Below are 24,675 nucleotides of genomic sequence, written 5' to 3' on the forward strand. Positions count from 1 at the left end.
CGCGGCCCGGGCAGGCTCCTCGCGGCGCACCCCGTCCGGCAGACACCCCGAAGCCGGACGCAGGTCGGGGTGGCTTCACGGAGCACCCCGACCCGAAGCGGGCCCCAGTCCTGCCGCAAGGCGGGCGAGGTGGCACCCGAGCTCACCCCGCCCCGCAGTCGCCCCTGGGCCTGACGGAACACAGGGCGAGGGAGCATGCCAGCTCCCCCTCGACCCGCAGTCCGTCCCAGGCCGGACGCGAGGCAGGGCGAGGAGCGTCCCAGCCCACCCCGCCCCAGTCGACCCCAGGCCTGCTGCAAGCCGGGGTGAGGTGGCCTGCCAGCCCACCCCACCCCGCAGCTGGCCCTAGGCCTGATACAGCACGCGTTCCACCGCGGCTCGCGTTACCCCGTGGTCCGCCAGGGCCTCGGCGACCATGCCGGGGCGGGTCGTCAGAGCGAGGAGGATGTGTTCGTCGCCGATGCTGCGGTCGCTACGGGCCGTGGCGATGCGGAGGGCTCGTTCCAGGGTGTCCTTGGCGTCGCGGGTGAAGCCGCGGTGGCCGATCCAGGCACCGAGGCCCCGGCGTTCGCGGCGGGCGCCCACGCCCGCCAACGCTCCGGCGCCATGGGCCTGTTCGACGCGGGAGACGATCTCGTCGACGTCGATGCCGAGCCCGGCGAGGGCGTCGGTGTCGGCCTGGGTGAGGCCGCCCCGGCGCCGCGCCTCGGCCAGTGCTCCGGCGATGTCCTCGCGGCGCCGGTCGGCACCGAGGGCGGCCAGGGCGAAGGAGGCGCGGGTGCCCTCGCGGTCGAGCAGCGCGAGCAGGAGGTGTCCGTCGTCGATGGAGTCGGCGCCCGCCCGTTCGGACTGCTCGACCGCGCCCGTGACCACGTCCCGGGCACCCTTGGTGAAGCGTTCGAACATCACTGCCTCCCGTACTTCTTGTGCACGGCCTGCCTGCTCACGCCCAGTTCCGCGGCGATCTCCTGCCACGACCAGCCCTGCTGGCGCGCGCTGCGCACCTGCACGGCCTCGAGCTGCTCCACCAGGCGCCGCAGCGCGGTGACGGCTCGCAGCCCGACTCGTGGATCGCGGTCGCCCGCGCGCTCGGCGAGATCCGTTGCTTCGGTCATGGTGTCAACGTACGTTGACAAGCCCCCACTGTCAACCGTAGTTGACAGTGGGGGCGGACTCGGTGACCTCAGACCGTCAGCACGATCTTGCCGAACTGGTCACCCGCCTCCAGGCGTTCGAAGCCCTCGCGGGCGCGGTCGAGGGGCAGGACCTCGTCGATCACGGGGCGTACACCGGTGGCCGCGCAGAACGACAGGAGGTCTTCCAGTTCGTCCTTGGAGCCCATGGTGGAGCCGACGATGCGCAGTTCCAGGAAGTAGACGCGGGTGAGTTCGGCGTGGGAGGGCCGGTCGCCGCTGGTGGCTCCGGAGATGACGAGGGTGCCGCCGGGGCGCAGCGACTTGATGGAGTGCGACCAGGTGGCGGCGCCGACCGTCTCGATGACCGCGTCGACCCGCTGCGGCAGCCGGGCGCCGGACGGCAGGGCCTCCACCGCGCCCAGTTCGAGGGCGCGCTTGCGCTTGGCCTCGTCGCGGCTGGTGGCGAAGACCTTCAGGCCTGCGGCCTTGGCGAGCACGATGGCGGCGGTCGCCACGCCGCCGCCGGCGCCCTGGACGAGGATCGAGTCTCCGGGGCGTACGCCTGCGTTGGTGAAGAGCATGCGGTATGCGGTGAGCCAGGCGGTGGGGAGGCAGGCGGCCTCGGCGAAGGAGAGTTCCTTGGGCTTGGGGAGGATGTTCCAGGTGGGTACGGCGACCTGCTCGGCGAAGGTGCCCTGGTACTGCTCCGTGAGGATGGAGCGGCGCTCGCGGTGGCCGACGCCGTGGCCGGACTGGCCGATGACGGAGTGCAGGACGACCTCGTTGCCGTCCTCGTCGAGGCCGGCCGCGTCGCAGCCCAGGATCATCGGGAGCTTGCCCTCGTCCAGGCCGACCCCGCGCAGGGACCACAGGTCGTGGTGGTTGAGGGAGGCGGCCTTGACGTTCACGGTCGACCAGCCCGGGCGTGGGGTGGGGGCCGGGCGGTCCCCCAGTTCCAGGCCGGTGAGGGGGTGATCGCGGTTGATGCGGGCGGCGTAGGCAGCGAACATGGCGCCGACGATATGCCTGGCCCCTGGGCCTTCGGAATGTCCCGCGGGTGTGACCCGCGCCGCGTCGCCCGCCCACCGGGCCTGGTCCGGACCGGCCCATCCTGCGCGTCGCCTCCGCCCCGCGACAGGATCGGGCGACGGACCCCGCCCCGGGCCCCGCCAGCACGCCCTCCGGCACCGCCGGCCCGCCAGGCGCCCCCAGCCCCGCACCCCGGACACCCCGGTTCGGCACGGGCAGTCGTGCTCAGCCCCGGACCCGAGGCGCCGCAGCTGTGCCCACCCGTCCCGCCCAGCGGGGACGATTACCCACAGCCCCCCCGGGGGGGCGGGACCAGGGCGAACCCCGAGCCCCTGCCCACCAGGGCAGCCCACCCCGCACCCGCCACCCCGCCCAACCCCAAAAGCAGCACCCACCCTCCGGACGACCAGAAGCGGGTGGGCGGGTGGGAAAACAAAGCGGGCGGGTGCGAAGGCAAAAGCAGGCGGGCGGGAAGACGAAAAGCGAGGGCCCCGCCGAACGACCGGCGGGGCCCCAGACGTCAGCGGCGGGCCACGCCCTCAGCCCTCGCGGCCGCCGCAACAGCCGCGGTGACCGCGGGAGCCACCCGCTCGTCGAACGGCGAGGGGATGACGTAGTCGGCGGACAGCTCGTCGCCGACGACACCGGCCAGCGCGTCGGCGGCCGCGATCTTCATACCCTCGGTGATCCGGGACGCCCGCACCTGCAGCGCGCCCGCGAAGATCCCGGGGAACGCGAGCACGTTGTTGATCTGGTTCGGGTAGTCCGAGCGCCCGGTCGCCACCACGGCGGCGTACTTGTGGGCGATGTCGGGGTGCACCTCGGGGTTCGGGTTGGCCATGGCGAACACGAACGAGTTCGGCGCCATGGAGGCCACCGCGGGCTCGGGCACCGTACCGCCGGAGACGCCGATGAAGACGTCCGCGCCGGCCAGGGCGGATTCGAGTGAGCCGCTGAGCCCGGCCTTGTTGGTGAGCTCGGCGAGCTCCCGCTTGACCGGCGTCAGGTCGTCCCGGTCCCGGGACACGACACCCTTGCGGTCCGCGACGGCGACATCGCCGAGCCCCGCTTCGAGCAGGAACTTCGCGATGGCCACACCGGCCGCGCCCGCGCCCGAGATCACGGCCCGCAGGTCACCGAGGGTGCGCCCGGTCAGCCGCGCCGCGTTGCGCAGGGCGGCCAGGGTGACGACGGCCGTGCCGTGCTGGTCGTCGTGGAAGACCGGGATGTCGAGGCGCTCCTGGAGCCGCCGCTCGATCTCGAAGCAGCGCGGCGCGGAGATGTCCTCCAGGTTGACGCCGCCGAAGGACGGCGCGAGCCGCACCACCGTGTCGATGATCTCGTCGACGTCGGTGGTGGCGAGCGCGATGGGCACCGCGTCGACCCCGCCGAACTGCTTGAAGAGGATGGCCTTGCCCTCCATGACGGGGAGCGAGGCCTCCGGGCCGATGTCGCCGAGGCCGAGCACGGCGGTGCCGTCGGTGACGACGGCGACGACGTTCGACTTCCACGTGTAGTCGTGGACGAGCTCCGGCTTCTCGGCGATGGCGCTGCACACCTTCGCGACGCCCGGCGTGTACGCCAAGGACAGGTCGTCCTTGTCGCGCACCGGCACGGTCGCCTGGACGGCCATTTTGCCGCCGCGGTGCAGCGCGAAGGCCGGATCGAAGGGCTCCTCCGCGCCTTCGTGACCGGCTGTGCTGCCGCTGGAACCCAGGCTTCCGCCGGTACCACGGCTTCCGCTGCGAGGATTGACGATCTCCGCTGCCACTGTGTCTGACCCCTTAATTCTTCTTGGTTGAGGGTGAACCACTTCCTGGTGGAGAAGTGGGGCGGGAACCGCGTCCGTGCTGAGCCCGCGGGCCTTGCGGCCGTTGGCTCCCCGCCTGTCGGCGGAGCGGTACGGGAGGTACGTACGAACGCGCGGGCACGCCGCACACGTGCCCTGGCCCCGGATGAGGGGTGTAACCGTCTTTTCTACCGGATGCCTCCGACCGCCGACGAGCCATATCTGTGTCAGACCGATGTGAACAGCAGGTATCTCCTGGACCAGGAGAGTAAAATGTCCGTATTGCTAGTAAATTCCCACCCCGGCAGTCCGCATCGCGAGATTGGGTGGTTATCAAATGGTTGGCGATCGTTCGCACCGACACGGTAATGACCGTGACGCACCGGGCTGTTGGGGTTTGCCGATCGCCCGTTATCCGATTTTGACATCTCCAGCCCCCAGAATCGGGCTGTCCGAATGGCAAGATGCCTCATCACACGAGGTCGCGACACCCGAAGGTGTGTGCACGACCGCTTGGCTGCTCCCCCATCCGCCGGAGGAACCCCTATGACCGCAGGCACCATTTGTCGCACGACCGCCGCGACGTCCGCGAAGTCCCGGATCGTCGCTGTCGGCGCGATCGCGGTCGCCGGCACGCTGCTGCTCACCGGCTGCGGCGACCAGACGGACAAGAAAGAGGGCAGCGGCAAGAAGGTCGTCAGCGCTCCCCTCTCTGACGAGCTGCCCGCGAACATCCGCAACAAGGGCGTCATCAAGGTCGGCTCGGACATCGCCTACCCGCCGGTCGAGTTCAAGGACAAGGACGGCAAGACGGTCGGTATCGACCCGGACATCGCCGATGCGCTCGGCAAGCAGCTCGGCGTGACGTTCGAGTTCGACAACGGCACCTTCGACACGCTCCTCGGCGGTCTGCGCTCCAAGCGCTACGACATCGCCATGTCGGCCATGACCGACACCAAGAACCGCCAGGAAGGCATCGACGAGGAGACCGGCAAGAAGGTCGGCACCGGCGTCGACTTCGTCGACTACTTCACGGCGGGCGTCTCGATCTACACCAAGAAGGGCGACGACCAGGGCATCAAGACCTGGTCGGACCTCTGCGGGAAGAAGATCGTGGTCCAGCGCGGCACCGTCTCGCACGACCTGGCCAAGGCCGAGTCGAAGAAGTGCAAGAGCGGCAAGATCTCGATCGAGTCCTTCGACAACGACCAGCAGGCCCAGACCCGGCTGCGCTCCGGCGGCGCCGACGCCGGCTCCTCGGACTTCCCGGTCGCGGCGTACGCGGTCAAGACCTCCGGCGGCGGCAAGGACTTCCAGCTCGTGGGCGACCAGGTCGAGGCCGCTCCGTACGGCATCGCGATCGCCAAGAACAACCCCAAGCTGCGCGACGCGATCAAGATGGCGCTGGACGCGATCGTCGCGAACGGCCAGTACGAGAAGATCATCAAGAAGTGGGGCGTCGACGCAGGCGCAGTCAAGGAAGCCAAGATCAACGGCGGCAAGTGACCGCGTCTCGTCATCTCGTCGCTGAAAGGCCACACCCGTGACAACGGACATCAGCAAGTCGGGCGATTCCGCGCCCAAGGATGAGCCACCGCGCTCCGCCCCCGAGGCGATCAAGGCGATCCCGGTGCGCCACTACGGCCGGTACGTAGCGGCCGTCCTCGCCATCGGCGTGCTCGTCGCGATCATCCTCGCGTTCGCCAACGGTGACATCAACTGGAACGCGATCCCGGACAACTTCTTCGACGACCGCATCATGAAGGGCGTCCGGGAGACGCTGATCCTGACGGTCCTCTCGATGCTCATCGGCGTGGTCGGCGGCATCACGCTGTCGGTCATGCGGCTGTCGAAGAACCCGGTGACCTCGTCGATCGCCTGGTTCTACATCTGGTTCTTCCGCGGTACGCCGGTCCTGGTCCAGCTCTTCATCTGGTTCAACCTCGGCTTCGTCTTCGAGTACATCAACCTCGGTCCGATCTACAAGGACGAGTGGTCGGACTTCATGACGCCGTTCCTGACGGCGCTCCTGGGTCTCGGCCTGAACGAGGCCGCGTACATGGCGGAGATCTGCCGCGCGGGCCTGCTGTCGGTCGACGAGGGCCAGACCGAGGCCTCGCAGGCGCTCGGCATGAGCCACAACAAGACGCTGCGCCGCATCGTCATCCCGCAGGCGATGCGCGTGATCGTGCCGCCGACGGGCAACGAAGTCATCAACATGCTGAAGACGACGTCGCTGGTCGCCGCGGTGCAGTACTACGAGCTCCTGAAGTACGCCCAGGACATCGGCACCTCGTCCGGCGCGACGGTGGAGGCGCTGCTCCTGGCCGCCACCTGGTACCTGATCATGACGTCGATCCTCAGCGTCGGTCAGTTCTACCTGGAGCGCTACTACGCGCGCGGCTCCTCGCGCGCCCTGCCGGACACGCCTTGGATGAAGATCAAGGCCAACATGCTGTCGCTCAGCAACCGTGGGGGAGGCATCCGATGACCGCCATGGTGAAGGCCGAGGGCGTCCACAAGTCGTTCGGCCACGTCGAGGTCCTCAAGGGCATCGACCTCGAGGTCAAGTCCGGCGAGGTCTTCTGCCTCATCGGCCCTTCCGGCTCCGGCAAGTCGACGTTCCTGCGCTGCATCAACCACCTGGAGAAGGTCAACGCCGGGCGGCTGTACGTCGACGGGGAGCTGGTCGGCTACCGGCAGAAGGGCGACAAGCTGTACGAGCTCAAGGACAGCGAGGTGGCCCTGAAGCGCCGGGACATCGGCATGGTCTTCCAGCGCTTCAACCTGTTCCCGCACATGACGGCCCTTGAGAACGTCATGGAGGCGCCGGTCCAGGTCAAGGGCCAGCCGAAGGCGGCCGCGCGGGAGCGGGCCGGGCAGCTCCTGGAGCGGGTCGGGCTGGCCGACAAGGCGAAGAGCTACCCCTCGCAGCTCTCCGGCGGCCAGCAGCAGCGCGTGGCGATCGCCCGCGCGCTCGCGATGGACCCGAAGCTGATGCTCTTCGACGAGCCGACGTCGGCGCTCGACCCGGAGCTGGTCGGCGACGTCCTCGACGTCATGCGCGACCTCGCCGAGTCCGGCATGACGATGATCGTCGTCACCCACGAGATGGGGTTCGCCCGCGAGGTCGGCGACAGCCTGGTCTTCATGGACGGCGGTGTGGTGGTCGAGTCCGGCAACCCGCGGGACGTCCTGACCAACCCGCAGCACGACCGGACGAAGTCGTTCCTGTCGAAGGTCCTGTAAGGCGCGAGGTCCCACAAGGGCTGTGAATCGATGCCTACGTAGAGGGGCGGTACGGATCGGTGATCCGTACCGCCCCTCTACGTAGGCGAGTTGCGGCAGAACCGCAGTGCGGCCGAAGTCCCTACTTCAGGCCTAGGACCAGAGCGTCCGACGGCGACGACCACACCGTGCGGGCCTCGGCGAAACCCGCCTCCCGGAGGGTGCGGATGTGCCACTCGGCGGTCGGGGTGTCGCCGTCGGCGTGCTCCCCGTAGATCTCGAACCGCTTGGCGGTGGGCTCGGCGAGGACCGGGTCGTTGGCGGCGAGCGCCCACCAGTCCGCCCAGTCCAGGACACCCGCGGCCTTCGCGGCGGACTGGCGGGCGTGGCGCTGCTCGCGGTCGGCGGCGTTGATGCGCGGGGTGGCGGGGTCGGGCATGTGGTCAGCGTTCATGAAGACGCCGCCGTCGGCCACGATCTTGCCGAGCTGGCCGTAGAGCGCGGCCAGCGGTTCGCTGAACAGCCAGTGCAGGGCGGTCGCGGTGAGGACGGCGTCGTACGAGTCGTGCGGAAGCTGGGAGGTCCAGCCCGGGTCCTTCAGGTCGGCGGTCACGAAGGTGACGCGGTCGTCGTCGGCGAAGGTGCCCTCGGCGATGGCGAGCAGGGCGGGGTCGAGGTCGACGCCCGTGCTGACGGCCTTCGGGAACCTTTTGAGGAGTCTGTCCGTAATACTTCCTGTACCGCACGCGAGGTCAAGGACGCGCGGCTCGGGGCCGACAAGGGCCTCGACCATGTCCAGCATGACGCGGAACCGCTCCTCACGGTCCGGCATGTACCACTCCTGCTGCCGATCCCAACTCTCCTGCCAGGCACGCCAGTCGGTCCCGAACCCCGTACCGCTAGCCGTTTCCGTCACCGGAAGACCTCCGTCCCGTACTACGCTCGACTAATCTCGTCGAGGTAACACCCGCGAGCGAAAAGCGACTGTTACCTCGCACGAGAACGAAGATAGCCCGCCCCCGTAAGGACTACAAGTGGAACTGGCCTATTACTCGGACTACGCCGTACGCCTGGTCAACACCGAGGAACCGGCTCGTCACAAGGACTCGCTGACCTCCGTGGACGCAATCCGCGAACTGTTCGGCGAGAACCAGCAGGCCGCGCGGCGCGCGACGGACTCCGACGTGACGCGCTTCCGCTCGGTACGGGCGCGGCTGCGCGGCGTTTTCGAGGCGGCCGACGGCGGGGACGAGACACTGGCCGTGGACCTGCTGAACTCCCTGCTCCTGGAGTTCCCGGTGAGCCCCCAGATCTCCGGCCACGACTACAGGGACGACGACGGCCGCCCCCTGTGGCACATGCACCTGGCGGACCACCCGTCGAACGTGACCGCCGGGTACGCGGCGATCGCCGCGATGGGCCTCGCCTTCCACCTCACGGAGTACGGCGTGGACCGGCTCGGCCTGTGCGAGGCGACGCCGTGCCGCAACGCCTATCTGGACACCTCGACCAACCGCTCCCGGCGCTACTGCTCGGACCGCTGCGCGACGCGTGCGAACGTCGCGGCCTACCGCGCGCGCAAGCGCCTGGAGAGCGAGCGGTCGGCGAGCACGGGGCGCACCGCCAAGAAGGTCCAGGAGACGAGCGCGGCCAGCGAGAGCTGACGCCGCCCCCGCGCCTCGCGCTCCTCACGGAATCTGCTCAGCGGCCGGAACCGCGCACGCACACGTGCGAGGACCAGCTCCTCCGGCACGACTCCGTAGACCGTGCTGTCGCCCCCCGCGTTGTACGGATTGTCGCCGAGCACCCACCAGCCGCCGTCGCGCCGTTCGACGGCACGCTTGACCACCAGCAGGTCCTGTTGCAGCGGATGACGCAGGATCACCACGTCACCGGGGCGCACCCGGGCACCGTGCCGCACCAGCATCCAGTCCCCCGGATTCAGCGTGGGCACCATCGACGGCCCGTCGACCTCGATCAGCTGGAACGGCACGCGTGTCTCCCGCCCGTCTGCCGTCGTCTCCGGCATCAGACAACCTCCCGGACCCATCCTCCACCGGCCTCCCGGTCCAATCCTCCACCGTCTCCAGTGTGACCCTGGACTTTTGTCCTAAGCCCATGGGGGCACTCGCGAAAACAGGTCTCTCACGGAGTAATGTCCCACCTGAGAAGACGATCACGAGGAAGGACAGCTCAATGCTCTCCCGCCTGTTTGCCCCCAAGGTGAAGGCCAGCGCACACTGCGACCTGCCCTGCGGCGTGTACGACCCGGCCCAGGCCCGCATCGAGGCGGAGTCGGTCAAGGCCGTCCAGGAGAAGATGGCCGCCAACGACGACGCGCACTACCAGGCTCGCGCCACCGTCATCAAGGAGCAGCGCGCCGAGCTCGCCAAGCACCACGTGTCGGTGCTCTGGAGCGACTACTTCAAGCCCCCGCACTTCGAGAAGTACCCGGAGCTGCACACGCTGGTCAACGACACCCTCAAGGCCCTCTCGGCCGCGAAGGCGTCGGCGGACCCGAAGACCGGCGAGAAGGCTCTCGAGCTGATCGCCGAGATCGACCGCATCTTCTGGGAGACCAAGAAGGCCTGAACCGGGCCCGGAATCCGGTCCGCGCGGACCGGCCCCTCGCCCACCCGACCGCACCCGGTCCGCCGGTCCGCCGTAGTCACGGCGGCCCTGACGGGCCGGGTGCGGTCGTCTGTCACGCCGCCAGGACACGGCCCCCGCTCTCTCCCCCCGGCGTACGCAGACGGCCGCCCTCGCCCCTCCCCCGCCCACAAATTCGGTTGCCGCCGCCCGCCACCCCCTGCTGCACTGACCGTGGCACCACCCGCGCCGCGCCCCGCGCGCCGCCACCCGCCCCGAGTGAGCCAGGAGTTCCCCGAATGCGCCAGACGTCCATGTCCCACCAGGAAGGAATCAACCCCCAAAACGAGGACATGACGCCTAGTGCAATCGCACGCCCTTCAACTCACCCAGAGCCGTCAACACACCCTTAACCTGGGCATTCTGGCGCATATCGACGCCGGTAAGACCAGCCTGACCGAGCGGCTGCTGCACGCCGCCGGAGTCATCGACGAGATCGGCAGCGTCGACGCCGGCAGCACCCAGACCGACTCCCTCGCGCTGGAGCGGCAGCGCGGCATCACCATCAAGTCGGCGGTCGTGTCGTTCGCGATCGACGACGTCTCGGTCAACCTCATCGACACCCCCGGCCACCCGGACTTCATCGCCGAGGTGGAGCGGGTCCTGAGCGTGCTCGACGGTGCCGTGCTCGTCGTGTCCGCCGTCGAGGGCGTCCAGGCGCAGACCCGCGTCCTGATGCGTACGCTGCGCAGACTCGCCATCCCCACGCTCGTTTTCGTCAACAAGGTGGACCGCCGCGGCGCGGACCCCGAGCGCGTACTCGCCGAGCTGGCCCGGAAACTGACGCCCGCCATCGCTCCCATGGGCACGGTGCGCGCCCCCGGCGGCCACGCCGCGCGGTACGTCCCGTACGCCGCCGACGATCCCCTCTTCACCGGCCGCCTGGCGGAGCTCCTCGCCGAGCACGACGACGCGCTGCTGTCCGCGTACGTGGAGGACGAAGCCGCCGCCCTTGCGCCCCGCGGGCTGCGTGCGGCCCTCGCGGACCAGACCCGGCGGGCCCGGGTCCACCCGGTGTTCTTCGGCTCGGCCATGACCGGCACCGGCCTGGACGCGCTCACCGGCGCCGTCAAGGAGCTGCTGCCCGCGGCGGCCGGGGCGGCGGACGGACCCGTCGCGGGCACCGTCTTCAAGGTCGAACGCGGCCCCTCGGGCGAGAAGGTGGCGTACGCGCGCCTCTTCTCGGGCACGGTGCGCGTACGCGACCGGGTGGCGCTCGCCGGTCGCGAGCCCGAGCAGGAGCATGCCGACGACAGCAAGGTCACCGCCGTCAGCGTCTTCGAGCAGGGCGCGGCCGTGCGGCGTGACGCCGTGGCCGCCGGGCAGATCGCGAAGCTGTGGGGGCTCACCCGCGTACGCATCGGGGACGTGCTCGGCGACGCGCGCCACGTACCCGAACGGCACACCACCGCGCACCACTTCGCCCCGCCGACCCTCGAAACCGTCGTCGCGCCCCGGCATGCCGCCGACCGGGCCGCCCTGCACGCGGCGCTGACCCAGCTCGCCGAACAGGACCCGCTGATCGACCTGCGGCAGGACGCGCTGCGGCAGGAGATCTCCGTGTCCCTGTACGGGGAGGTGCAGAAGGAGGTCATCGAGGCCACGCTCGCCGACGAGTTCGGCGTCGGCGTGGAGTTCCGCGAGAGCACGACCCTGTGCGTGGAGCGGGTCGTCGGCACCGGCGCGCACACGGAGTTCATCGACACCGACCCCAATCCGTTCCTCGCCACGGTGGGTCTGCGGGTGGAGCCCGCGCCGGCCGGGAAGGGCGTGGAATTCCGGCTGGGGGTGGAACTCGGCTCCATGCCTTACGCGTTCTTCAAGGCAGTGGAGGACACGGTCAGGGAGACGCTGGCACAGGGGCTGCACGGATGGGAGGTGCCCGACTGCCTCGTCACGATGACGCACTCCGGGTACTGGCCGCGGCAGAGCCACGCCCACGCCGTCTTCGACAAGAGCATGTCCAGCACGGCCGGGGACTTCCGCCAGCTCACCCCGCTCGTCCTGATGGACGCGCTGCGGCGGGCGGGGACGCGGGTGCACGAGCCCATGCACCGGTTCCGGCTCACCGTGCCCGCCGACGTGTTCGGCACGCTGCTGTCCGCTCTCGGACGGCTGCGCGCGGTGCCGCACGCGCCGACGGCACACGGGTCCACGTACGTCATCGACGGGGTGATCCCCGCCGCGCACGTGCACGGCCTTGAGCAGGCATTGCCCGGACTGACGCGCGGCGAGGGCGAGTTGGAGTCCGCCTTCGACCACTACGCGCCGGTGACCGGGACGCCGCCGGCGCGCCCGCGCACGGACCACAATCCGCTGGACCGGAAGGAGTACGTGCAGCGGGTCACGCGGCGGACCCGGGTGGGGTGAGGGTCAGTCGGCGGTGGGAGGGGTGCCGTCGGCGGTGGAGGAGGTGCCGTCGGCGGTGTTGGTTCCGGCATCGGCTCCGGCATCCGTGGCGGTTCCCGCCCCGGCGTCGGCGCCCGCGGCGGGTCCCGCGGACGTGACCGCCGCGACCGTCCGCTCGTCCACGAGCTCCCGCAGCCGCTCCTGGTCCGCCAGGATGTTGATCTCGACGATCCGGCCGTCCCTGACGGTGAACTCGCCGACGGAGAACGCCCTTCCGTCGTGGACGGCGATCTGCCCCACCTTGCCGTTGACCAGCGCGAGGTAGGTGGTCGGCGCCAGCGTGGAGAACGAGCGTGCCCCGGCGACCACCGCGGTCGCGCCCCGCACCAGCCGGGAGAGGCCCTCGGCGCCGCCGCCGTCGGCCCGCAGCACCACGCCCGGGTCGAGAAGTTCGAGCAGCGCGTCGAAGTCGCCCTTGCGGGCCGCCGCGAGGAAGGCCTCGACGACCTGGCGGTGCCGGGTGCGGTCCGTGTCCGGGGCGGGCGCCGGGTCCGAGCCGCGCACCCGGCGGCGGGCCCGGCTCGCGAGCTGCCGGGTCGCGGCCGGGGCCCGCTCGACGATGGGCGCGATGTCCTCGAACGGCACGGCGAACATGTCGTGCAGCACGAACGCGAGCCGCTCTGCGGGGCTCAGCGTGTCCAGGACGACGAGCAGCGCGAGCCCCACCGAGTCCGCGAGCAGAGCCTCCTGCTCGGGGTCGACGGCGTCCCGGCCGCCCGGCAGCGGGCTGACCTCCGGGTCGGGCACGTGCGTGTCGGAGGCCTGGACGTCCAGGGGCTGCTCGCCGCGCTGCTTGCGCGCCCGCAGCAGGTCGAGGCAGACGCGGCCGACGACCGTCGTGAGCCAACCGCCCAGGTTCTCCACGCGTTCGTCGTCGACGCGGCTGAGCTTCAACCAGGTCTCCTGGACGGCGTCCTCGGCCTCGCTCAAGGAGCCGAGCATGCGGTACGCGACCGCCTTCAGGCGAGGCCTGTGCTCCTCGAAGCGCTGTGCCAGAAGATCTCTTCCGTCCATCCGTCACATTCCTTCGTCGTGATCCGTCGTAGCGGTGACGTACCCGCGACGACGGTGCGCCGCAGGTCGGCACGGCAGGTGTGGACCAGCAGACCACGAAGCGGTGCGGCGGAAGCGATCTTGCCGATGTGACTTGGAGGACATTGCCATGACGTACGTCGACGCCCCGGTGCGGGCGGACCGCGCGGTGCGAGCGGGCGACACGGGATGGGGTGTGGTGCGGGCGGGCGACACGGGACGGGGTGTGGTGCGGGCGGGCGACACTGGGTGGGGTGCGGTGCCGGGAATGCCGCGGCCACGGATGTCCGCCCGCTGCCCACGCCCCCGGTGCGGGCACCCTCAGCCCAACACGGGCCCCAGCGCCGTCTCCAGGTCGTCCGGCCCCCGGTACAGCACGCCCGTCATGCCCAGCGCGACCGCCGCGTCCACGTTCTCCTCGCGGTCGTCCACGAACAGGCAGCGGGTGACCGCGACACCCAGACGCTCGGCGGCGACTTCGTAGATGCGGCGGTCGGGCTTCACCACGCCGAGTACCGCGCTGGAGACCACGTCGTCCACGAGGGTGTTGAGGCCGAGCAGCGCCAGGTCGTCGTCCAGCCAGGGGGTGGCGTTGGTGACGATCGACACGCGTACGTGCGCGCGGGCCCGCCGCAGCAGGCCGACGACCGTCTGGTCGGCCCAGAACTTGGAGTCGGCCAGGGCGATGCCGAGTTCACGCCCGTGCGCCGGGGCGAGCCCGTGCCCGCGCGCGAGTCCGGCCGCGATCGAGTCGGCCCACTCCGACTTGCCGATCCGCCCGAGCATGAGCGGCAGATCGGTCTCCGGCGCGAACGCGACCTCGGCGGTGGCACCTTCGGGCAGCCCGGCGGCGCGTTCGAGCTCGGCGACGTCGGACATGTCGTAGAAGCGGATGACGCCGTCGAGGTCGGTGAGGACGACGTCGAACGGGAGGTGAGAGTTCCTGTCGGACGGGAGGTGAGACGTCCTGTCAGGCGGGAGGTGAGACTGTCCGCCGAACGGGAGTTGAGGCTTTCCACCGTGCCGGTTCATCCACCGGCTCCCAGCACGCTCCGCACGGTCGACCGCACCCTTTCCTGGTCGGCGCGCACGGCTTCGTACGCGGATCTGTGCCGGGATATGTCGCGCCGCTGCCGCTCGGCCGCGACGGTCCGCCACACCCCGGCGGTGTTGTGCTCGCGCTTGCACTCGATGTCGGCGACGGCCGTGTCCCGCTCGCGCCGGGTGCGCCGGGTGTCGCCGTCGCTGCCGCGGTGCCACGCCTTGTCGCGGAAGGCGGCCTCCGGGCTCGCGTACCGCTTGAAGCCCTTGTCGACGACGCAGTCCGCCCAGGTGTCGAGGGCGCGCCGCATCCGTGGGTCCTTGGCGACGGCCTTGTCGATCGCGGCGCGTCGGCCGACGACGTACGCCGTCATGCGGGTCTCGTCCTTGACGTCCGCCACCACGCGCCGCGCGCCCACCTGGACGCAGCCGGCTTTGGGGACCTCATGTCCGCCGTCCTCGGGGGCCTTGCGCCCGCCTGCCCCGGAGGCACGCCCCGCGGCCGAGTCGTCGCCTGGTGGCATGCCGATGCCGAACAGCATGGTGTTCTCGTCCGGCGTGATCAGGCGTCCCTTCGGCGCGCGCTTCTTCTCGAACGCCTTGAGCGCCTCGCGGTCGAGGCCGTAGCCGCGGCTGCGGGCGCCGCCGAGGTCCAGGCTGCCGTACAGGGTCGTCGAGATGGCCACCGCTGTCCGGGAGCTGGACATGTCGATGCCCTGGTCGCGCCAGCGCAGGGGGAAGTCGGGGAAGCCGTGGGACCGCATGCACCGCTGGGTGAAGCGGGCGGACGCGTCCTCCCGGCGTTCGTGGTCACGCGCACTGAACTCGTACCGCTCCAGGGGCAGTCCGGTCAGGTCCTTCTCGTCGTCGACCTCAGGCACTCCCGAGCCACGCGCCGCGCCCCCGCCGGATCCGCCCGTCGTGGACCCGCACCCCGCCAGTGCCGCCAGCGCCACCACGGCCACCGCGACGGCCACGCGGCGCGACCCCCGCACCCCCCACGTCACCTTCATGCGCAGAACCCTAACCGCGCCCACTGACAGTCGAGGGTCCCGCTCCCCCGCCCCTTCCGGACGCAGCCGTTCCAGTCAGCTCCCTAGAGGCGAGGACTCCGAGGTGTCACGGAGGATCGGGCTCGGGGCGGGGCTTCGGCTCCGCTTGCGCTCCCGTCCGGGAGGCGACTTCCGGTACGGCCTGGGGAGCGGTCGCAGTCGCGCCGGACTCCAGGTCGATCTCCGGCGCGGGCTCCGCCGCGGCCTTGGTGCCGGCCTCCGGGGCGTGCCTCGGCAGGTGCCCGGGCTTGTGCTTGCTCTTGTAGCCGCGTCCCGCCCGCGACTTCTCGTCCGGTTCGTCGGCGACGCACGCGTCGCACTCCGGGTTGTGGCAAGGAGCCGGAGCCCACACCGGGACGTACGCCCCGAGCACCTTGCGCCGCTTGATGGCCGTACCGACGGGCCGTCCGCAGTGCTTGCACACGGGGTCGCTCTGCGGACGGGGGCCGGACCGGCGTCCATCGCTGCCCATGACCTCAGGGTAGGGCGATTCCCCGAGGTCGGACAGCCCAGCGGTCAGTCCTTCCCGCGCTTGCGGGAGTACGTGCGGACGACGACGCCGTTGCCGAAGATCCGGGACGAGGCCAGTTCGAACTCGCTGACCGCGGACTCCACGCCCCCGAACATCGGCATGCCCGAGCCGAGCAGCACCGGATAGGTCTTGAGGACCAGCTCGTCGACCTCGTCGATCAGCTGACCGGCGACCTGGGCACCGCCGCACAGCCAGATGCCGAGCTCGCCGTCCTCGGCCTTGAGCGCGCGGACCTTGCCGAGCAGGTCGTCGGTGATGATCTCGACGTTCGGGCTGGGCGACTCCCCGATGCTGTGCGAGGCGACGTACTCACGCAGGTGCCCGTACGGGCTCGGCTCGCCCTCGTCCAGGCCGAGCTGATAGCTGCCCCTGCCCTGGATGACGGTGTCGAACTTCTCGTTCGGCACGCCGTCGCCGAAGCCGAGGATCTTGCGTCCGGTGGCGGAGACGGTCTCCGGGTACTCGGTCTTGAGGAACCCCAGGAACTCCTCGTCCACGAACGGCATGAAGGAGTTGGCGTCGCCCGTCGGGTCACCGATGAACCCGTCGATCGAGACGGCGACGAAGTAGGTGAGCTTTCGCAAGCTGATTCTCTTTCCGCAGATGACAGTGGGGTTGAGACGAGGGTGACCGGGCCACCCCCGCTTCGAACAACTGCATTTATAGTGCTTCACCCGCAGTGGTTTCAAGTGTTTCTCTGAAACAGCCACAAAAAATCGGCCCCGGGGGCCTGGCGCCCTGCGCCACAGCCGTTCCCGAGGCCGATCCGTGAGCCCGCCCGCAGGCCTCCATGAGCCCGCCCGCAGGCCTGTCTCTGGCCGCCGATGCCGCCGAAGTCTCCGCGTCACACCGCCCGCGGCTCGCGCCACATGGGCCACATCCGCGGCCCGTCCGGCAGGTCCAGCGGGCTGCCGAGGTCGGTGAAGCCGAGCCGCAGATACAGCTCCCGCCCGCGCGGGCTGCTCGCCTCCAAGTAGGCGTGCAGCCCCTCACGGTCGCACCGCGCGAGCACCGGGGCGACGAGCGCCGATCCGATGCCCTCGCCCTGCCGCTCCGGCTTCACCCCGATCATGTGCAGGTACTGGTGCGGCCGGTCGGACGGGTGGATCTCCGACGCCAACCGGCCGATCGTCTCGACGCGTTCGTTGTCCGGGTCGACGGCCTGGCGCAGTTGCACGGGCCCGTCGGCGGCGTCCCCGGGCGGCGGGCCCGCGGGCACCGACCACCACAGGGCGACACCCGAGCCGTCCTCGGCGAGGTCCACGTACCCTTCGGCGAAGGCCATGTCGAGGAAGGCGCCCATGAGCGCGCCGTGCCGCCTCCGCCGCCGCTGCTCGTCCGGGAACACCCAACTGCTCACCGGATCCCGCATGAACGCCTCGTCGAGCAGCCCGACCACCTCCGCCCGGTCGCTCTCCCCGGCTCTCCGGATCGGCACACCCACGACGTCCCCCTCGTCCTTGCCTCGACGACCCGCGACCTCAGGCCCGGCCCCGCACTGCCGGTCGCAGCCTAAGTGATCGTTTCGTACGCGACGACGGCTCCGTAGACAGCTATTTCAGCGGTGGCCGGGGCGTTGTGGGTTCGGTGCCCCCGGCGTTCTCCGACCCTCCGGCCGACCCGCCCGTCAGCGCATGGCGAGCCGGTCGGCGTACGGCCGATGACCGCACGCCGACCGGCAGCGCCCCACCCCCTCCCGCACCACCGGCTGCCCCAAGACGACCGCCGGCTCCCCGGCGGAGCGCCCCCTCTCACGCCCCGCCGGGAAGCCCTCGGACGGTCAGTGCGACCGGCGTGTGACGAACTCCGCGAGCGCCAGCAGGCCACCCGCACGCTCCGGGTCGGGCACCGCCCGGGCCAGTTCCCCGAGCGCCCGCGACATCCGGTCCGCCGCGTGGAGCTGCGCCCAGTCCCGGCCCCCGGCGCCCTCCACGGCGCGGGCCATCCGGTCCAGGTCGCCCTGGTCCGACCCTCGGCCGTACAGCCCGGCGAGTGCCGCGCCTTCGGGCGTGCCGGAGGCCAGCGCGGCGACCACCGGCAGCGACTTCCTGCGGGCGGCGAGGTCCGCGCGCGCGGGCTTGCCGGTGCGCGTGGGATCCCCCCAGATGCCGATCACGTCATCGATGAGCTGGAAAGCGAGCCCGGCCTGCCGCCCGAACCCGTCAAGCGCCTCCACCTCGTCGGCCCCCGCCCCCGCGTACACCGCGCCGATCGCGCAGGCGCACCCGAGGAGCGCGCCGGTCTTGGCCTCGGCCGCGGCCAGGCACTCCGTGAGCGAGACCTCGTCCGGGCCCCGGCTCTCCAGGGCGCGGTCGGCCTGCTGCCCGGCGCAGAGCTCGACGACGCACGCGGCCAGGCGGGCGGCCGCCGCCGGGGCCCCCGGGTGGGGGTCCTCGGCGAGCAGCCGCTGTGCCAGTGCCTGCAGGGCGTCCCCGGCGAGGATCGCGTCGGAGTCGCCGAACACGGTCCACGCGGTGGGGCGGTGCCTACGAGTCGCGTCGCGGTCCATGACGTCGTCGTGGAGCAGCGTGAAGTTGTGCGTCAGCTCCACGGCTGCGGCCGCCCTGACAGCGCTCAGCGGGTCCCCGCCGAGGGCCCGCACCGCGGCCAGGACGAGGGCGGGCCTGATGGCCTTGCCCACGTTCCCGGCCGCGGGCGTCCCGTCGGCGTGTTCCCATCCGAAGTGGTACAGCGCGATGCGGCGCAACGAACCGGGCAGCGACTCGACCGCCGCGCGCAGCTCCGGGTCGACGCACAGCCGCGCCGACGTCAGGATCTCCGCGGCCTCGTACCCCTCCCCGAGGACCTGCCCGCGGGGGCGGGGCGCGCATTCCGTCATGTCCGTGGTGTCCGTCATGGACTCACTCCGGCGGGGCGGCGGACGGTGGCGGATCCTGGACCTGCGGGCGCGTACGCCAGAGGTCTACCCGTCTGCGTTCCCATGGGCACGGGCGACGGCCCGCCACCCGCGACGACGGGGCGTCGCCTCACCTCCACCGGCCGATCTCGACGTTCTCCAGGATGCCGAGGGCGTCCGGTACCAGGACGGCCGCGGAGTAGTACGTCGACACCAGGTAGGAGATGATCGCCTGGTCGCTGATGCCCATGAAGCGGACGGACAGGCTCGGCTCGATCTCGTCCGGGATGCCCGCCTGGTGCAGTCCGACGACGCCCTGCTCGTCCTCGCCCGTACGCATGCAGATGATCGAGGACGTCCGCTCCTCGGTCACCGGGATCTTGTTGCACGGGAAGATCGGCACGCCGCGCCAGGTGGGGATGCGGTTGCCGGACACCTCGATGGTCTCGGGGACCAGCCCGCGCTTGTTGCACTCGCGGCCGAACGCGGCGATCGCGCGCGGGTGGGCGAGGAACAGCTTCGATCCGCGCCTGCGGGTGAGCAGTTCGTCCATGTCGTCGGGGCTCGGCACGCCGTCGTGCGGCTGCAGGCGCTGGTCGTACTCGCAGTTGTTGAGCAGTCCGAACTCTCGGTTGTTGATGAGCTCGTGCTCCTGGCGCTCCTTCAGGGCCTCCACGGTCAGCCGCAGTTGCTGCTCGGTCTGGTTCATCGGCTGGTTGTAGAGGTCGGCCACGCGCGTGTGGATGCGCAGCACGGTCTGGGCGACGCTCAGTTCGTACTCACGCGGCCGCGACTCGTAGTCCACATAGGTGCCCGGCAGGACAGCTTCGCCCACGTGGCCCGAGGAGAGGTCGATGGCGGCCTCTCCGTAGTTGTTGGTGCGCTGGACGGGGATGGCACGCAGCCGGTCGAGGTGGGCGCGCAGGCTCTCGGAGCGCTCCGCGACCTGCTCCAGGTCCTGGCGCGGGAGCGTGAGGACCGTGCAGGCCGTCACCGCGCGCACCGTGTACTCCCAGATGGTCTCCGGGTCGATGAGGGCCTGGTCGCCGAAGTACGCGCCGTCGGCGAGCGTGCCGAGGACGGTGTCGTCGCCGTAGGGACCCGTGCCGATCTTCTCTGCGCGGCCGTGGGCGAGGAGGAACACCTCGTCCGCCTGGTTCCCGAACGACGTGAGCACCCCGCCGGCCTCGAACTCGCGCTGCTGGCAGCGGCGCGCCAGTTCGCTGAGCACCTCCTGGTCCTCGAAGTCCCGCAGGACCGGCAGTTCCCCGAGCTCGGCAGGGATCACCTCGACGCGGTCTCCCGTCTTGACGAACGTGACCCGGCCGTCCCCTACCGAGTAGCTCGTCCTGCGGTTCACGCGGTACGTACCGCCCTGCACCTGCACCCAGGGCAGCATCCGCAGCAGCCAGCGGGAGCTGATCTCCTGCATCTGCGGCGCGGACTTGGTGGTGGTGGCCAGATTCCGCGCGGCGGATGTGCCGAGACTCTGCTGCGGCTGGTCCTGCTCCGAACGGATCTCTTCGCCTACCGACATGGACAATGCCCTCCCAATCATGCGCTGACCTGGCTCGCAACCCTTCCAGCACGGTGAGTACGGGCGCCATTACACAAACGAGCGGGAATGGATCGAGGTGGACCGGGCACGTTGCCGTTTACCAGGCCCGATCCCTCGTACGTTCGTCCAAGGGCCGCTGCGGCGCGGCTCCGCGCGGCCGCAGAAGCGGAATATCAGCCGCCAAGGCGAATGGTTTCAGCCAACCCCTGGCGTGCGGGCCGACCGGCTGACGCGGGCGCCCACCGGGTACGGCGACGGGGCGAAGGGGAACTCCAAGATCCGTGCGTTCGTTCACAAGAGCGAGCGCAGCGTACGCACCATCAGCACCGAACCATCGGGAGAAGCGACATGGCAGGCTTCCTGGACCGCGCCAGAGAACAGGTGCAGCAGGGTCTCAACCAGGGCAAGCAGAAGCTGGACGACGTGCAGGCGCAGCGGGCGGGCAACGACCTGCTCAAGCAGCTCGGCGCGGCGTACTACGCGGAGCGACGCGGCAGCGGCACCCCGGACGCCACCCAGCAGGCACTCGCCGCCCTCGAGGCGCACATCGCGACCCACGGCGACGGCTTCCTGCGCGCCTGACACACCCCCACCGACCAGCCCTCCGGCTGACCGGATCGACTCGCACGGCGCCCGAACAGATGGTTCGGGCGCCGGCGGTTCCGGTACAAGCAGCGTACGAGGCGGATCGCGACCAGCGACCGTCGCGCCCGCAAAGGAGGTGGTCATGGCCCCACCCATGTCCGCGAACAGGTTCCTGGACTTGCTTCGGGACGAAGGCGTCACGGTCGTCGAAGTCGGCAACTGGCGCGAGCACAACCGCAATCATGTGGGCCCCTGGGGCCCGGTGCACGGCGTGATGATCCACCACACCGTCACCTCCGGCAGCGAGCTGACCGTGCGCCTGTGCCGCGACGGTCACTCCACCCTGCCCGGCCCGCTCTGCCACGGCGTCATCACCAAGGACGGCCGCGTCCACCTCGTCGGCTACGGCCGCGCCAACCACGCCGGCCTCGGCGACGACGACGTGCTGCGAGCCGTCATCGCGGAGAAGCGGCTCCCGCCGGACAACGAGGCCAACACCGACGGCAACCGGCACTTCTACGGCTTCGAGTGCGAGAACCTGGGTGACGGCGAGGACCCCTGGACCGACGAGCAGTTGGACGCCATCGAAAGGGTCTCGGCCGCCGTCTGCCGTCACCACGGCTGGACCGAGCGCTCCGTCATCGGCCACCTGGAGTGGCAGCCCGGCAAGATCGACCCCAAGGGGTTCACGATGGACGCGATGCGGGACCGGATCGGAGAGCGGCTGAAGGGCTGAACCAGCCACCACGGCCGGTGTCGACCGGTCTCAGCCGGTTATCCCCCCATCCACGCCTCCACCAGCCCAGACCGCCCACCACGAGGGAGAATGGCGGGGTGCCCGCCACCCCGCCCACCTCCGCCCTGCGACCCCGGCTCCCCACCCCGCTGCAGCCGGTCATGGACCCCCGTTTCGAGGCCCGCGACGTCCGCCTGCTCCTCAAGCGCGACGACCTGATACACCCGGACCTGCCCGGCAACAAGTACCGCAAGCTCGCCCTCAACCTGGAGCAGGCGCGGGCGGCGGGCCACCGCACACTGCTCACCTTCGGCGGCGCCTACTCCAACCACCTGCGGGCCACCGCCGCGGCGGGCCGCCTGCTGGGCTTCGCCACGGTCGGCGTGGTCCGCGGCGACGAACTGGCCGACCGCCCCCTGAACACGTCCCTCGCCCAGTGCGCGGCGGACGGCATGCGGCTGCACTTCGTCGACAGATCGATGTACCGGCAGAAGGCGGATCCCGCGGTCCTGACCGGGCTCCAGCGGGCGACGGCCGCCGAGGACGCGTATGTCATCCCCGAAGGCGGCAGCAACGCGCTCGCCGTCCAGGGCTGCGTGGCCCTCGGCGCGGAGCTGCGCGGCCGCACCGACGTCGCGGCCGTCGCCTGCGGCACCGGCGGCACCCTCGCGGGCCTGGCAGCGGGCCTCGGCCCCGGCCAGCGCGCGCTCGGCATACCCGTCCTGAAGGGCGGCTTCCTGGGGCCTGAGATAGCGGGCCTGCAGCGCGCCGCCTTCGGCGTCCCCGGCACCAACTGGTCCCTCGACGACCGCTTCCACTGCGGCGGCTACGCTCGCACCACCGCCGAACTCACCGCCTTCGCCGACGACTTCGAGCAGCGACACGGGGTCCCCGTAGAGCGCGTCTACGTGGCCAAGCTGCTGTACGCGCTGACCGTGCTCTCCGAAGAGGGCGCTTTCGCCCCGGGGACGACGGTTACGGCGGTCATCACCGGCACGCCATCCGCCTGACCTGCCCGCGGCCTCCCGCCCCCCCCGGCCCCCTTGCTCGCCCGGTCCGCCCGGCCCACTCAGCCCCGGCCCGCCATCCAGCGCCCCCCGGCTCAGTCCTCGATCTCCCGGTGGGCCGCCGCCTCCTCCAGGTCCAGCTTGCGCAGCAGCGTCCGCAACAGCTCGTCGTCGATGCGCCGCTCGTCCCGCATCCGTACGAACACCTCGCGCTCCGCGGCGATCGCCTCGCGCGTGAGCCTGCGGTAGGTCCCGTCCGCGGACTCGCCCGTGACGGGGTTGGACTGGCCGAGCCGCTCCCACACCGAGTTGCGGCGCCGTTCGAGAACGGTGCGCAGACGGTCCTCAAGGGGCCCTGGCAGCCGGTTCCGCTCGTCCTCCATCAGCTCCCGCAGCCGGGCCTCCGCGGCCTGCGAGGCGGCGTTCTGCGCCTGCGCCTCGGCCAGCGTCTGCGCCTGTGCGTCCCGCCCTGGCACCTTCAGGACCCGGATCAGCCACGGCAGTGACAGCCCCTGGACCACCAGCGTCCCGATGACGGTCGTGAAGGTCAGGAAGAGCACGAGGTTGCGGCCCGGGAACGGCTCGTCGTCGTCCGTCATCAACGGAATGGAGAACGCGATCGCCAGGGACACCACGCCGCGCATCCCCGCCCAGCTCACGATCAGCGGCCGCCGCCAGTCCATGTCGCCCTCGCGCTCGCGGATCCGCGCCGACAGCACGCGCGGCAGATAGGTCGCCGGATACGACCACACGAAGCGCACCGCCACGACGCACACGAACACCGCGACGGCGTACCAGATCGCCTGCCCGACGCTGTACTCCCCGAGTTCCCCGAGCACCACGGGCAGCTGCAAGCCGATGAGCGCGAAGACCGCCGACTCCAGGAGGAAGCCCACGACCTTCCAGACCGCGGCCTCCTGGAGCCGCGTCTCGAAGTCGACCTGCCAGGAGCGGTGCCCCAAGTAGAGGGCCACCACGACCACGGCGAGCACTCCGGAAGCGTGGAACTGCTCGGCGGCGGCGTACGCGACGAAGGGGATGAGGAGCGACAGCGTGTTCTGCAGCAGCGACTCCTTCAGGTGGGTGCGCAGCCAGTGGATCGGCACCATCAGGATCAGCCCCACCCCGATCCCGCCGACAGCGGCCACCAGGAACTCCCGGATGCCGCCGCCCCAGCTCGCGCCCTCGCCGACGGCCGCCGCGAGCGCCACCTTGTAGGCGGTGATCGCGGTGGCGTCGTTCACCAGGGACTCGCCCTGGAGGATCGTCGTGATGCGCGAGGGCAGTCCCACGCGGCGCGCGATGGCGGTGGCCGCCACGGCGTCCGGCGGCGCGATCACCGCCCCCAGGACGAGCGCGGCGGTCAGGGGGAGATCGGGGATCAGCAGATATGCGAGCCAGCCGACGACCAGGGTCGCGAACAGAACGTAACCGACGGACAGGAGCGCGACGGGCCGCACATTGGCTCTCAGGTCCAGATACGAGCTCTCCAGGGCGGCCGTGTGCAGCAGCGGCGGCAGGATCAGCGGCAGCACCACGTGCGGGTCGAGGTGGTACTCCGGCACGCCGGGGACGTACGCGGCGATCAGGCCCACGCCCACCAGGAGCAGCGGTGCGGGGACCGGGGTCCGGCGCGCGGCGCCCGCGATCGCGGCACTCGCGGCAATCAGCGCCACCAGGGGCAGTACGTCCATCGGCAAGGCCCTCCGCGGTCCGCTCTCCCGTCGTAACCTGGCCATCATGAACGAGTGCTCGCACGTCAGCGCGCTGCCCCACCCCGAACCGGCACCCTTGAGCGAAACGTGCCTGGAGTGCCTCGCGGCCGGCAGTCACCCCGTGCAGCTACGGCTGTGCCTGAGCTGCGGGCACGTGGGCTGCTGCGACTCGTCGCCGTTCCGGCACGCGACGGTGCACTTCAAGGAGACCGGGCATCCGGTGATGCGGACCTTCGAGCCCGGCGAGAACTGGCGTTGGTGCTTTGTCGACGGTTCGATCGTCTGAGGCCTGGGTACGTCAACCCGACGCTCGCTCTTTC

25 protein-coding genes are annotated in these 24,675 nt (G+C 70.8%); 10 read left to right on the plus strand and 15 right to left on the minus strand.

The genetic code is table 11. The features are described from left to right. Positions 1-345: 345 nt before the first annotated feature. From IE274_RS05240 to IE274_RS05255, 4 genes are all read right to left on the minus strand, one after another. Positions 346-906, minus strand: coding sequence for a Clp protease N-terminal domain-containing protein (locus tag IE274_RS05240; protein WP_190114382.1), 561 nt, complete (start codon positions 904-906; stop codon positions 346-348). Continuing rightward, positions 906-1,115 (minus strand): helix-turn-helix domain-containing protein, encoded by a 210-nt coding sequence (locus IE274_RS05245; RefSeq protein WP_030687611.1) that lies wholly within the window; start codon positions 1,113-1,115, stop codon positions 906-908. The genes IE274_RS05240 and IE274_RS05245 overlap by 1 nt, the downstream gene beginning before the upstream one ends. Positions 1,116-1,183: 68 nt before the next feature. Continuing rightward, complete coding sequence (locus tag IE274_RS05250) at positions 1,184-2,146, minus strand: zinc-binding dehydrogenase (RefSeq protein WP_190114383.1); 963 nt, start codon at positions 2,144-2,146, stop codon at positions 1,184-1,186. 539 nt (positions 2,147-2,685) lie between these two features. Continuing rightward, positions 2,686-3,936: an NAD(P)-dependent malic enzyme gene (locus tag IE274_RS05255; RefSeq protein ID WP_190114384.1), complete on the minus strand. Its 1,251-nt coding sequence runs from the start codon at positions 3,934-3,936 to the stop codon at positions 2,686-2,688. A gap of 564 nt (positions 3,937-4,500) precedes the next feature. On the opposite strand from IE274_RS05255, the gene IE274_RS05260 reads away from it, so the two are divergent. Genes IE274_RS05260 through IE274_RS05270 form a run of 3 tightly spaced genes read left to right on the plus strand, consistent with a single transcriptional unit; the run spans position 4,501 to position 7,203 of the window. After that, positions 4,501-5,460 (plus strand): ABC transporter substrate-binding protein, encoded by a 960-nt coding sequence (locus IE274_RS05260; protein WP_190114385.1) that lies wholly within the window; start codon positions 4,501-4,503, stop codon positions 5,458-5,460. A 37-nt stretch (positions 5,461-5,497) separates the two neighbouring features. Next, positions 5,498-6,445, plus strand: coding sequence for an amino acid ABC transporter permease (locus IE274_RS05265; protein ID WP_190114386.1), 948 nt, complete (start codon positions 5,498-5,500; stop codon positions 6,443-6,445). After that, positions 6,442-7,203 carry an amino acid ABC transporter ATP-binding protein gene (locus IE274_RS05270; protein ID WP_269821281.1) on the plus strand — a complete coding sequence of 254 codons (762 nt, stop codon included), beginning with the start codon at positions 6,442-6,444 and terminating at the stop codon, positions 7,201-7,203. Before IE274_RS05265 ends, IE274_RS05270 begins: the two co-directional genes overlap by 4 nt. Before the next feature lie 121 nt (positions 7,204-7,324). Here IE274_RS05270 and IE274_RS05275 read toward each other — a convergent pair whose 3' ends face one another. Then, on the minus strand, positions 7,325-8,098 hold the full coding sequence (locus IE274_RS05275; RefSeq protein ID WP_190114387.1) for a class I SAM-dependent methyltransferase: 774 nt from the start codon (positions 8,096-8,098) through the stop codon (positions 7,325-7,327). A gap of 118 nt (positions 8,099-8,216) precedes the next feature. Between IE274_RS05275 and IE274_RS05280 the strand changes: the two genes are divergently transcribed. After that, a complete protein-coding gene (locus tag IE274_RS05280; protein ID WP_190114388.1) occupies positions 8,217-8,846 on the plus strand; it encodes a CGNR zinc finger domain-containing protein in 630 nt (209 codons plus the stop codon). On the opposite strand, the gene sodX is transcribed toward IE274_RS05280, so the two are convergent. After that, on the minus strand, positions 8,750-9,211 hold the full coding sequence (sodX, locus tag IE274_RS05285; RefSeq protein ID WP_190114389.1) for a nickel-type superoxide dismutase maturation protease: 462 nt from the start codon (positions 9,209-9,211) through the stop codon (positions 8,750-8,752). The genes IE274_RS05280 and sodX overlap by 97 nt on opposite strands. Before the next feature lie 167 nt (positions 9,212-9,378). On the opposite strand from sodX, the gene sodN reads away from it, so the two are divergent. Both sodN and IE274_RS05295 read left to right on the plus strand, forming a co-directional pair. Continuing rightward, positions 9,379-9,774, plus strand: a complete 396-nt coding sequence (gene sodN, locus IE274_RS05290; protein ID WP_030359892.1) for a superoxide dismutase, Ni — start codon at positions 9,379-9,381, stop codon at positions 9,772-9,774. A 360-nt stretch (positions 9,775-10,134) separates the two neighbouring features. Beyond that, positions 10,135-12,201, plus strand: coding sequence for an elongation factor G (locus tag IE274_RS05295; protein ID WP_190114390.1), 2,067 nt, complete (start codon positions 10,135-10,137; stop codon positions 12,199-12,201). A 3-nt stretch (positions 12,202-12,204) separates the two neighbouring features. Here the strand turns inward: IE274_RS05295 and IE274_RS05300 are convergent, their stop codons facing one another. The 8 genes from IE274_RS05300 to IE274_RS05335 all read right to left on the minus strand — a co-directional run bounded on the left by IE274_RS05300 (position 12,205) and on the right by IE274_RS05335 (position 20,291). Further along, on the minus strand, positions 12,205-13,254 hold the full coding sequence (locus IE274_RS05300) for a sigma-70 family RNA polymerase sigma factor (protein ID WP_190114391.1): 1,050 nt from the start codon (positions 13,252-13,254) through the stop codon (positions 12,205-12,207). Between the two features lie 339 nt (positions 13,255-13,593). After that, positions 13,594-14,304 carry an HAD-IA family hydrolase gene (locus tag IE274_RS05305; RefSeq protein ID WP_190114392.1) on the minus strand — a complete coding sequence of 237 codons (711 nt, stop codon included), beginning with the start codon at positions 14,302-14,304 and terminating at the stop codon, positions 13,594-13,596. Continuing rightward, positions 14,301-15,326 carry a hypothetical protein gene (locus tag IE274_RS05310; protein ID WP_190114393.1) on the minus strand — a complete coding sequence of 342 codons (1,026 nt, stop codon included), beginning with the start codon at positions 15,324-15,326 and terminating at the stop codon, positions 14,301-14,303. Before IE274_RS05310 ends, IE274_RS05305 begins: the two co-directional genes overlap by 4 nt. A gap of 106 nt (positions 15,327-15,432) precedes the next feature. After that, positions 15,433-15,837 (minus strand): hypothetical protein, encoded by a 405-nt coding sequence (locus tag IE274_RS05315; RefSeq protein ID WP_190114394.1) that lies wholly within the window; start codon positions 15,835-15,837, stop codon positions 15,433-15,435. Between the two features lie 44 nt (positions 15,838-15,881). Beyond that, positions 15,882-16,481 carry a dihydrofolate reductase family protein gene (locus IE274_RS05320; RefSeq protein ID WP_190114395.1) on the minus strand — a complete coding sequence of 200 codons (600 nt, stop codon included), beginning with the start codon at positions 16,479-16,481 and terminating at the stop codon, positions 15,882-15,884. Positions 16,482-16,741: 260 nt separating this feature from the next. Continuing rightward, positions 16,742-17,341 carry a GNAT family N-acetyltransferase gene (locus tag IE274_RS05325; RefSeq protein ID WP_190114396.1) on the minus strand — a complete coding sequence of 200 codons (600 nt, stop codon included), beginning with the start codon at positions 17,339-17,341 and terminating at the stop codon, positions 16,742-16,744. Between the two features lie 336 nt (positions 17,342-17,677). Then, positions 17,678-18,754, minus strand: coding sequence for a family 2 encapsulin nanocompartment cargo protein polyprenyl transferase (locus IE274_RS05330; protein ID WP_190114397.1), 1,077 nt, complete (start codon positions 18,752-18,754; stop codon positions 17,678-17,680). A gap of 130 nt (positions 18,755-18,884) precedes the next feature. Beyond that, complete coding sequence (locus IE274_RS05335) at positions 18,885-20,291, minus strand: family 2B encapsulin nanocompartment shell protein (RefSeq protein WP_190114398.1); 1,407 nt, start codon at positions 20,289-20,291, stop codon at positions 18,885-18,887. A 369-nt stretch (positions 20,292-20,660) separates the two neighbouring features. Between IE274_RS05335 and IE274_RS05340 the strand changes: the two genes are divergently transcribed. From IE274_RS05340 to IE274_RS05350, 3 genes are all read left to right on the plus strand, one after another. Further along, on the plus strand, positions 20,661-20,894 hold the full coding sequence (locus tag IE274_RS05340) for a hypothetical protein (protein ID WP_190114399.1): 234 nt from the start codon (positions 20,661-20,663) through the stop codon (positions 20,892-20,894). Between the two features lie 145 nt (positions 20,895-21,039). Further along, on the plus strand, positions 21,040-21,633 hold the full coding sequence (locus tag IE274_RS05345) for an N-acetylmuramoyl-L-alanine amidase (RefSeq protein ID WP_190114400.1): 594 nt from the start codon (positions 21,040-21,042) through the stop codon (positions 21,631-21,633). A gap of 98 nt (positions 21,634-21,731) precedes the next feature. Beyond that, on the plus strand, positions 21,732-22,643 hold the full coding sequence (locus tag IE274_RS05350; protein WP_190114401.1) for a 1-aminocyclopropane-1-carboxylate deaminase/D-cysteine desulfhydrase: 912 nt from the start codon (positions 21,732-21,734) through the stop codon (positions 22,641-22,643). 92 nt (positions 22,644-22,735) lie between these two features. Here the strand turns inward: IE274_RS05350 and IE274_RS05355 are convergent, their stop codons facing one another. Then, positions 22,736-24,334 carry a Na+/H+ antiporter gene (locus IE274_RS05355; RefSeq protein ID WP_190114402.1) on the minus strand — a complete coding sequence of 533 codons (1,599 nt, stop codon included), beginning with the start codon at positions 24,332-24,334 and terminating at the stop codon, positions 22,736-22,738. 46 nt (positions 24,335-24,380) lie between these two features. On the opposite strand from IE274_RS05355, the gene IE274_RS05360 reads away from it, so the two are divergent. Continuing rightward, positions 24,381-24,641: a UBP-type zinc finger domain-containing protein gene (locus IE274_RS05360; protein WP_190114403.1), complete on the plus strand. Its 261-nt coding sequence runs from the start codon at positions 24,381-24,383 to the stop codon at positions 24,639-24,641. The last annotated feature ends 34 nt before the right edge of the window (positions 24,642-24,675 follow it).

It is taken from the genome of Streptomyces flavofungini, assembly GCF_014650815.1.
Classification (GTDB): domain Bacteria; phylum Actinomycetota; class Actinomycetes; order Streptomycetales; family Streptomycetaceae; genus Streptomyces; species Streptomyces flavofungini.

What these genes read in the sequence shown, in the direction of transcription:
- IE274_RS05240 (WP_190114382.1), bottom strand. Translation starts at nt 906, where the DNA reads ATGTTCGAACGCTTCACCAAGGGTGCCCGGGACGTGGTCACGGGCGCG.
- IE274_RS05315 (WP_190114394.1), bottom strand. Translation starts at nt 15,837, where the DNA reads ATGGGCAGCGATGGACGCCGGTCCGGCCCCCGTCCGCAGAGCGACCCC.
- IE274_RS05330 (WP_190114397.1), bottom strand. Translation starts at nt 18,754, where the DNA reads ATGACGGACACCACGGACATGACGGAATGCGCGCCCCGCCCCCGCGGG.
- IE274_RS05250 (WP_190114383.1), bottom strand. Translation starts at nt 2,146, where the DNA reads ATGTTCGCTGCCTACGCCGCCCGCATCAACCGCGATCACCCCCTCACC.
- IE274_RS05270 (WP_269821281.1), top strand. Translation starts at nt 6,442, where the DNA reads ATGACCGCCATGGTGAAGGCCGAGGGCGTCCACAAGTCGTTCGGCCAC.
- IE274_RS05345 (WP_190114400.1), top strand. Translation starts at nt 21,040, where the DNA reads ATGGCCCCACCCATGTCCGCGAACAGGTTCCTGGACTTGCTTCGGGAC.
- IE274_RS05305 (WP_190114392.1), bottom strand. Translation starts at nt 14,304, where the DNA reads ATGAACCGGCACGGTGGAAAGCCTCAACTCCCGTTCGGCGGACAGTCT.
- sodN (WP_030359892.1), top strand. Translation starts at nt 9,379, where the DNA reads ATGCTCTCCCGCCTGTTTGCCCCCAAGGTGAAGGCCAGCGCACACTGC.
- sodX (WP_190114389.1), bottom strand. Translation starts at nt 9,211, where the DNA reads ATGCCGGAGACGACGGCAGACGGGCGGGAGACACGCGTGCCGTTCCAG.
- IE274_RS05245 (WP_030687611.1), bottom strand. Translation starts at nt 1,115, where the DNA reads ATGACCGAAGCAACGGATCTCGCCGAGCGCGCGGGCGACCGCGATCCA.
- IE274_RS05310 (WP_190114393.1), bottom strand. Translation starts at nt 15,326, where the DNA reads ATGAAGGTGACGTGGGGGGTGCGGGGGTCGCGCCGCGTGGCCGTCGCG.
- IE274_RS05340 (WP_190114399.1), top strand. Translation starts at nt 20,661, where the DNA reads ATGGCAGGCTTCCTGGACCGCGCCAGAGAACAGGTGCAGCAGGGTCTC.
- IE274_RS05360 (WP_190114403.1), top strand. Translation starts at nt 24,381, where the DNA reads ATGAACGAGTGCTCGCACGTCAGCGCGCTGCCCCACCCCGAACCGGCA.
- IE274_RS05260 (WP_190114385.1), top strand. Translation starts at nt 4,501, where the DNA reads ATGACCGCAGGCACCATTTGTCGCACGACCGCCGCGACGTCCGCGAAG.
- IE274_RS05300 (WP_190114391.1), bottom strand. Translation starts at nt 13,254, where the DNA reads ATGGACGGAAGAGATCTTCTGGCACAGCGCTTCGAGGAGCACAGGCCT.
- IE274_RS05335 (WP_190114398.1), bottom strand. Translation starts at nt 20,291, where the DNA reads ATGTCGGTAGGCGAAGAGATCCGTTCGGAGCAGGACCAGCCGCAGCAG.
- IE274_RS05355 (WP_190114402.1), bottom strand. Translation starts at nt 24,334, where the DNA reads ATGGACGTACTGCCCCTGGTGGCGCTGATTGCCGCGAGTGCCGCGATC.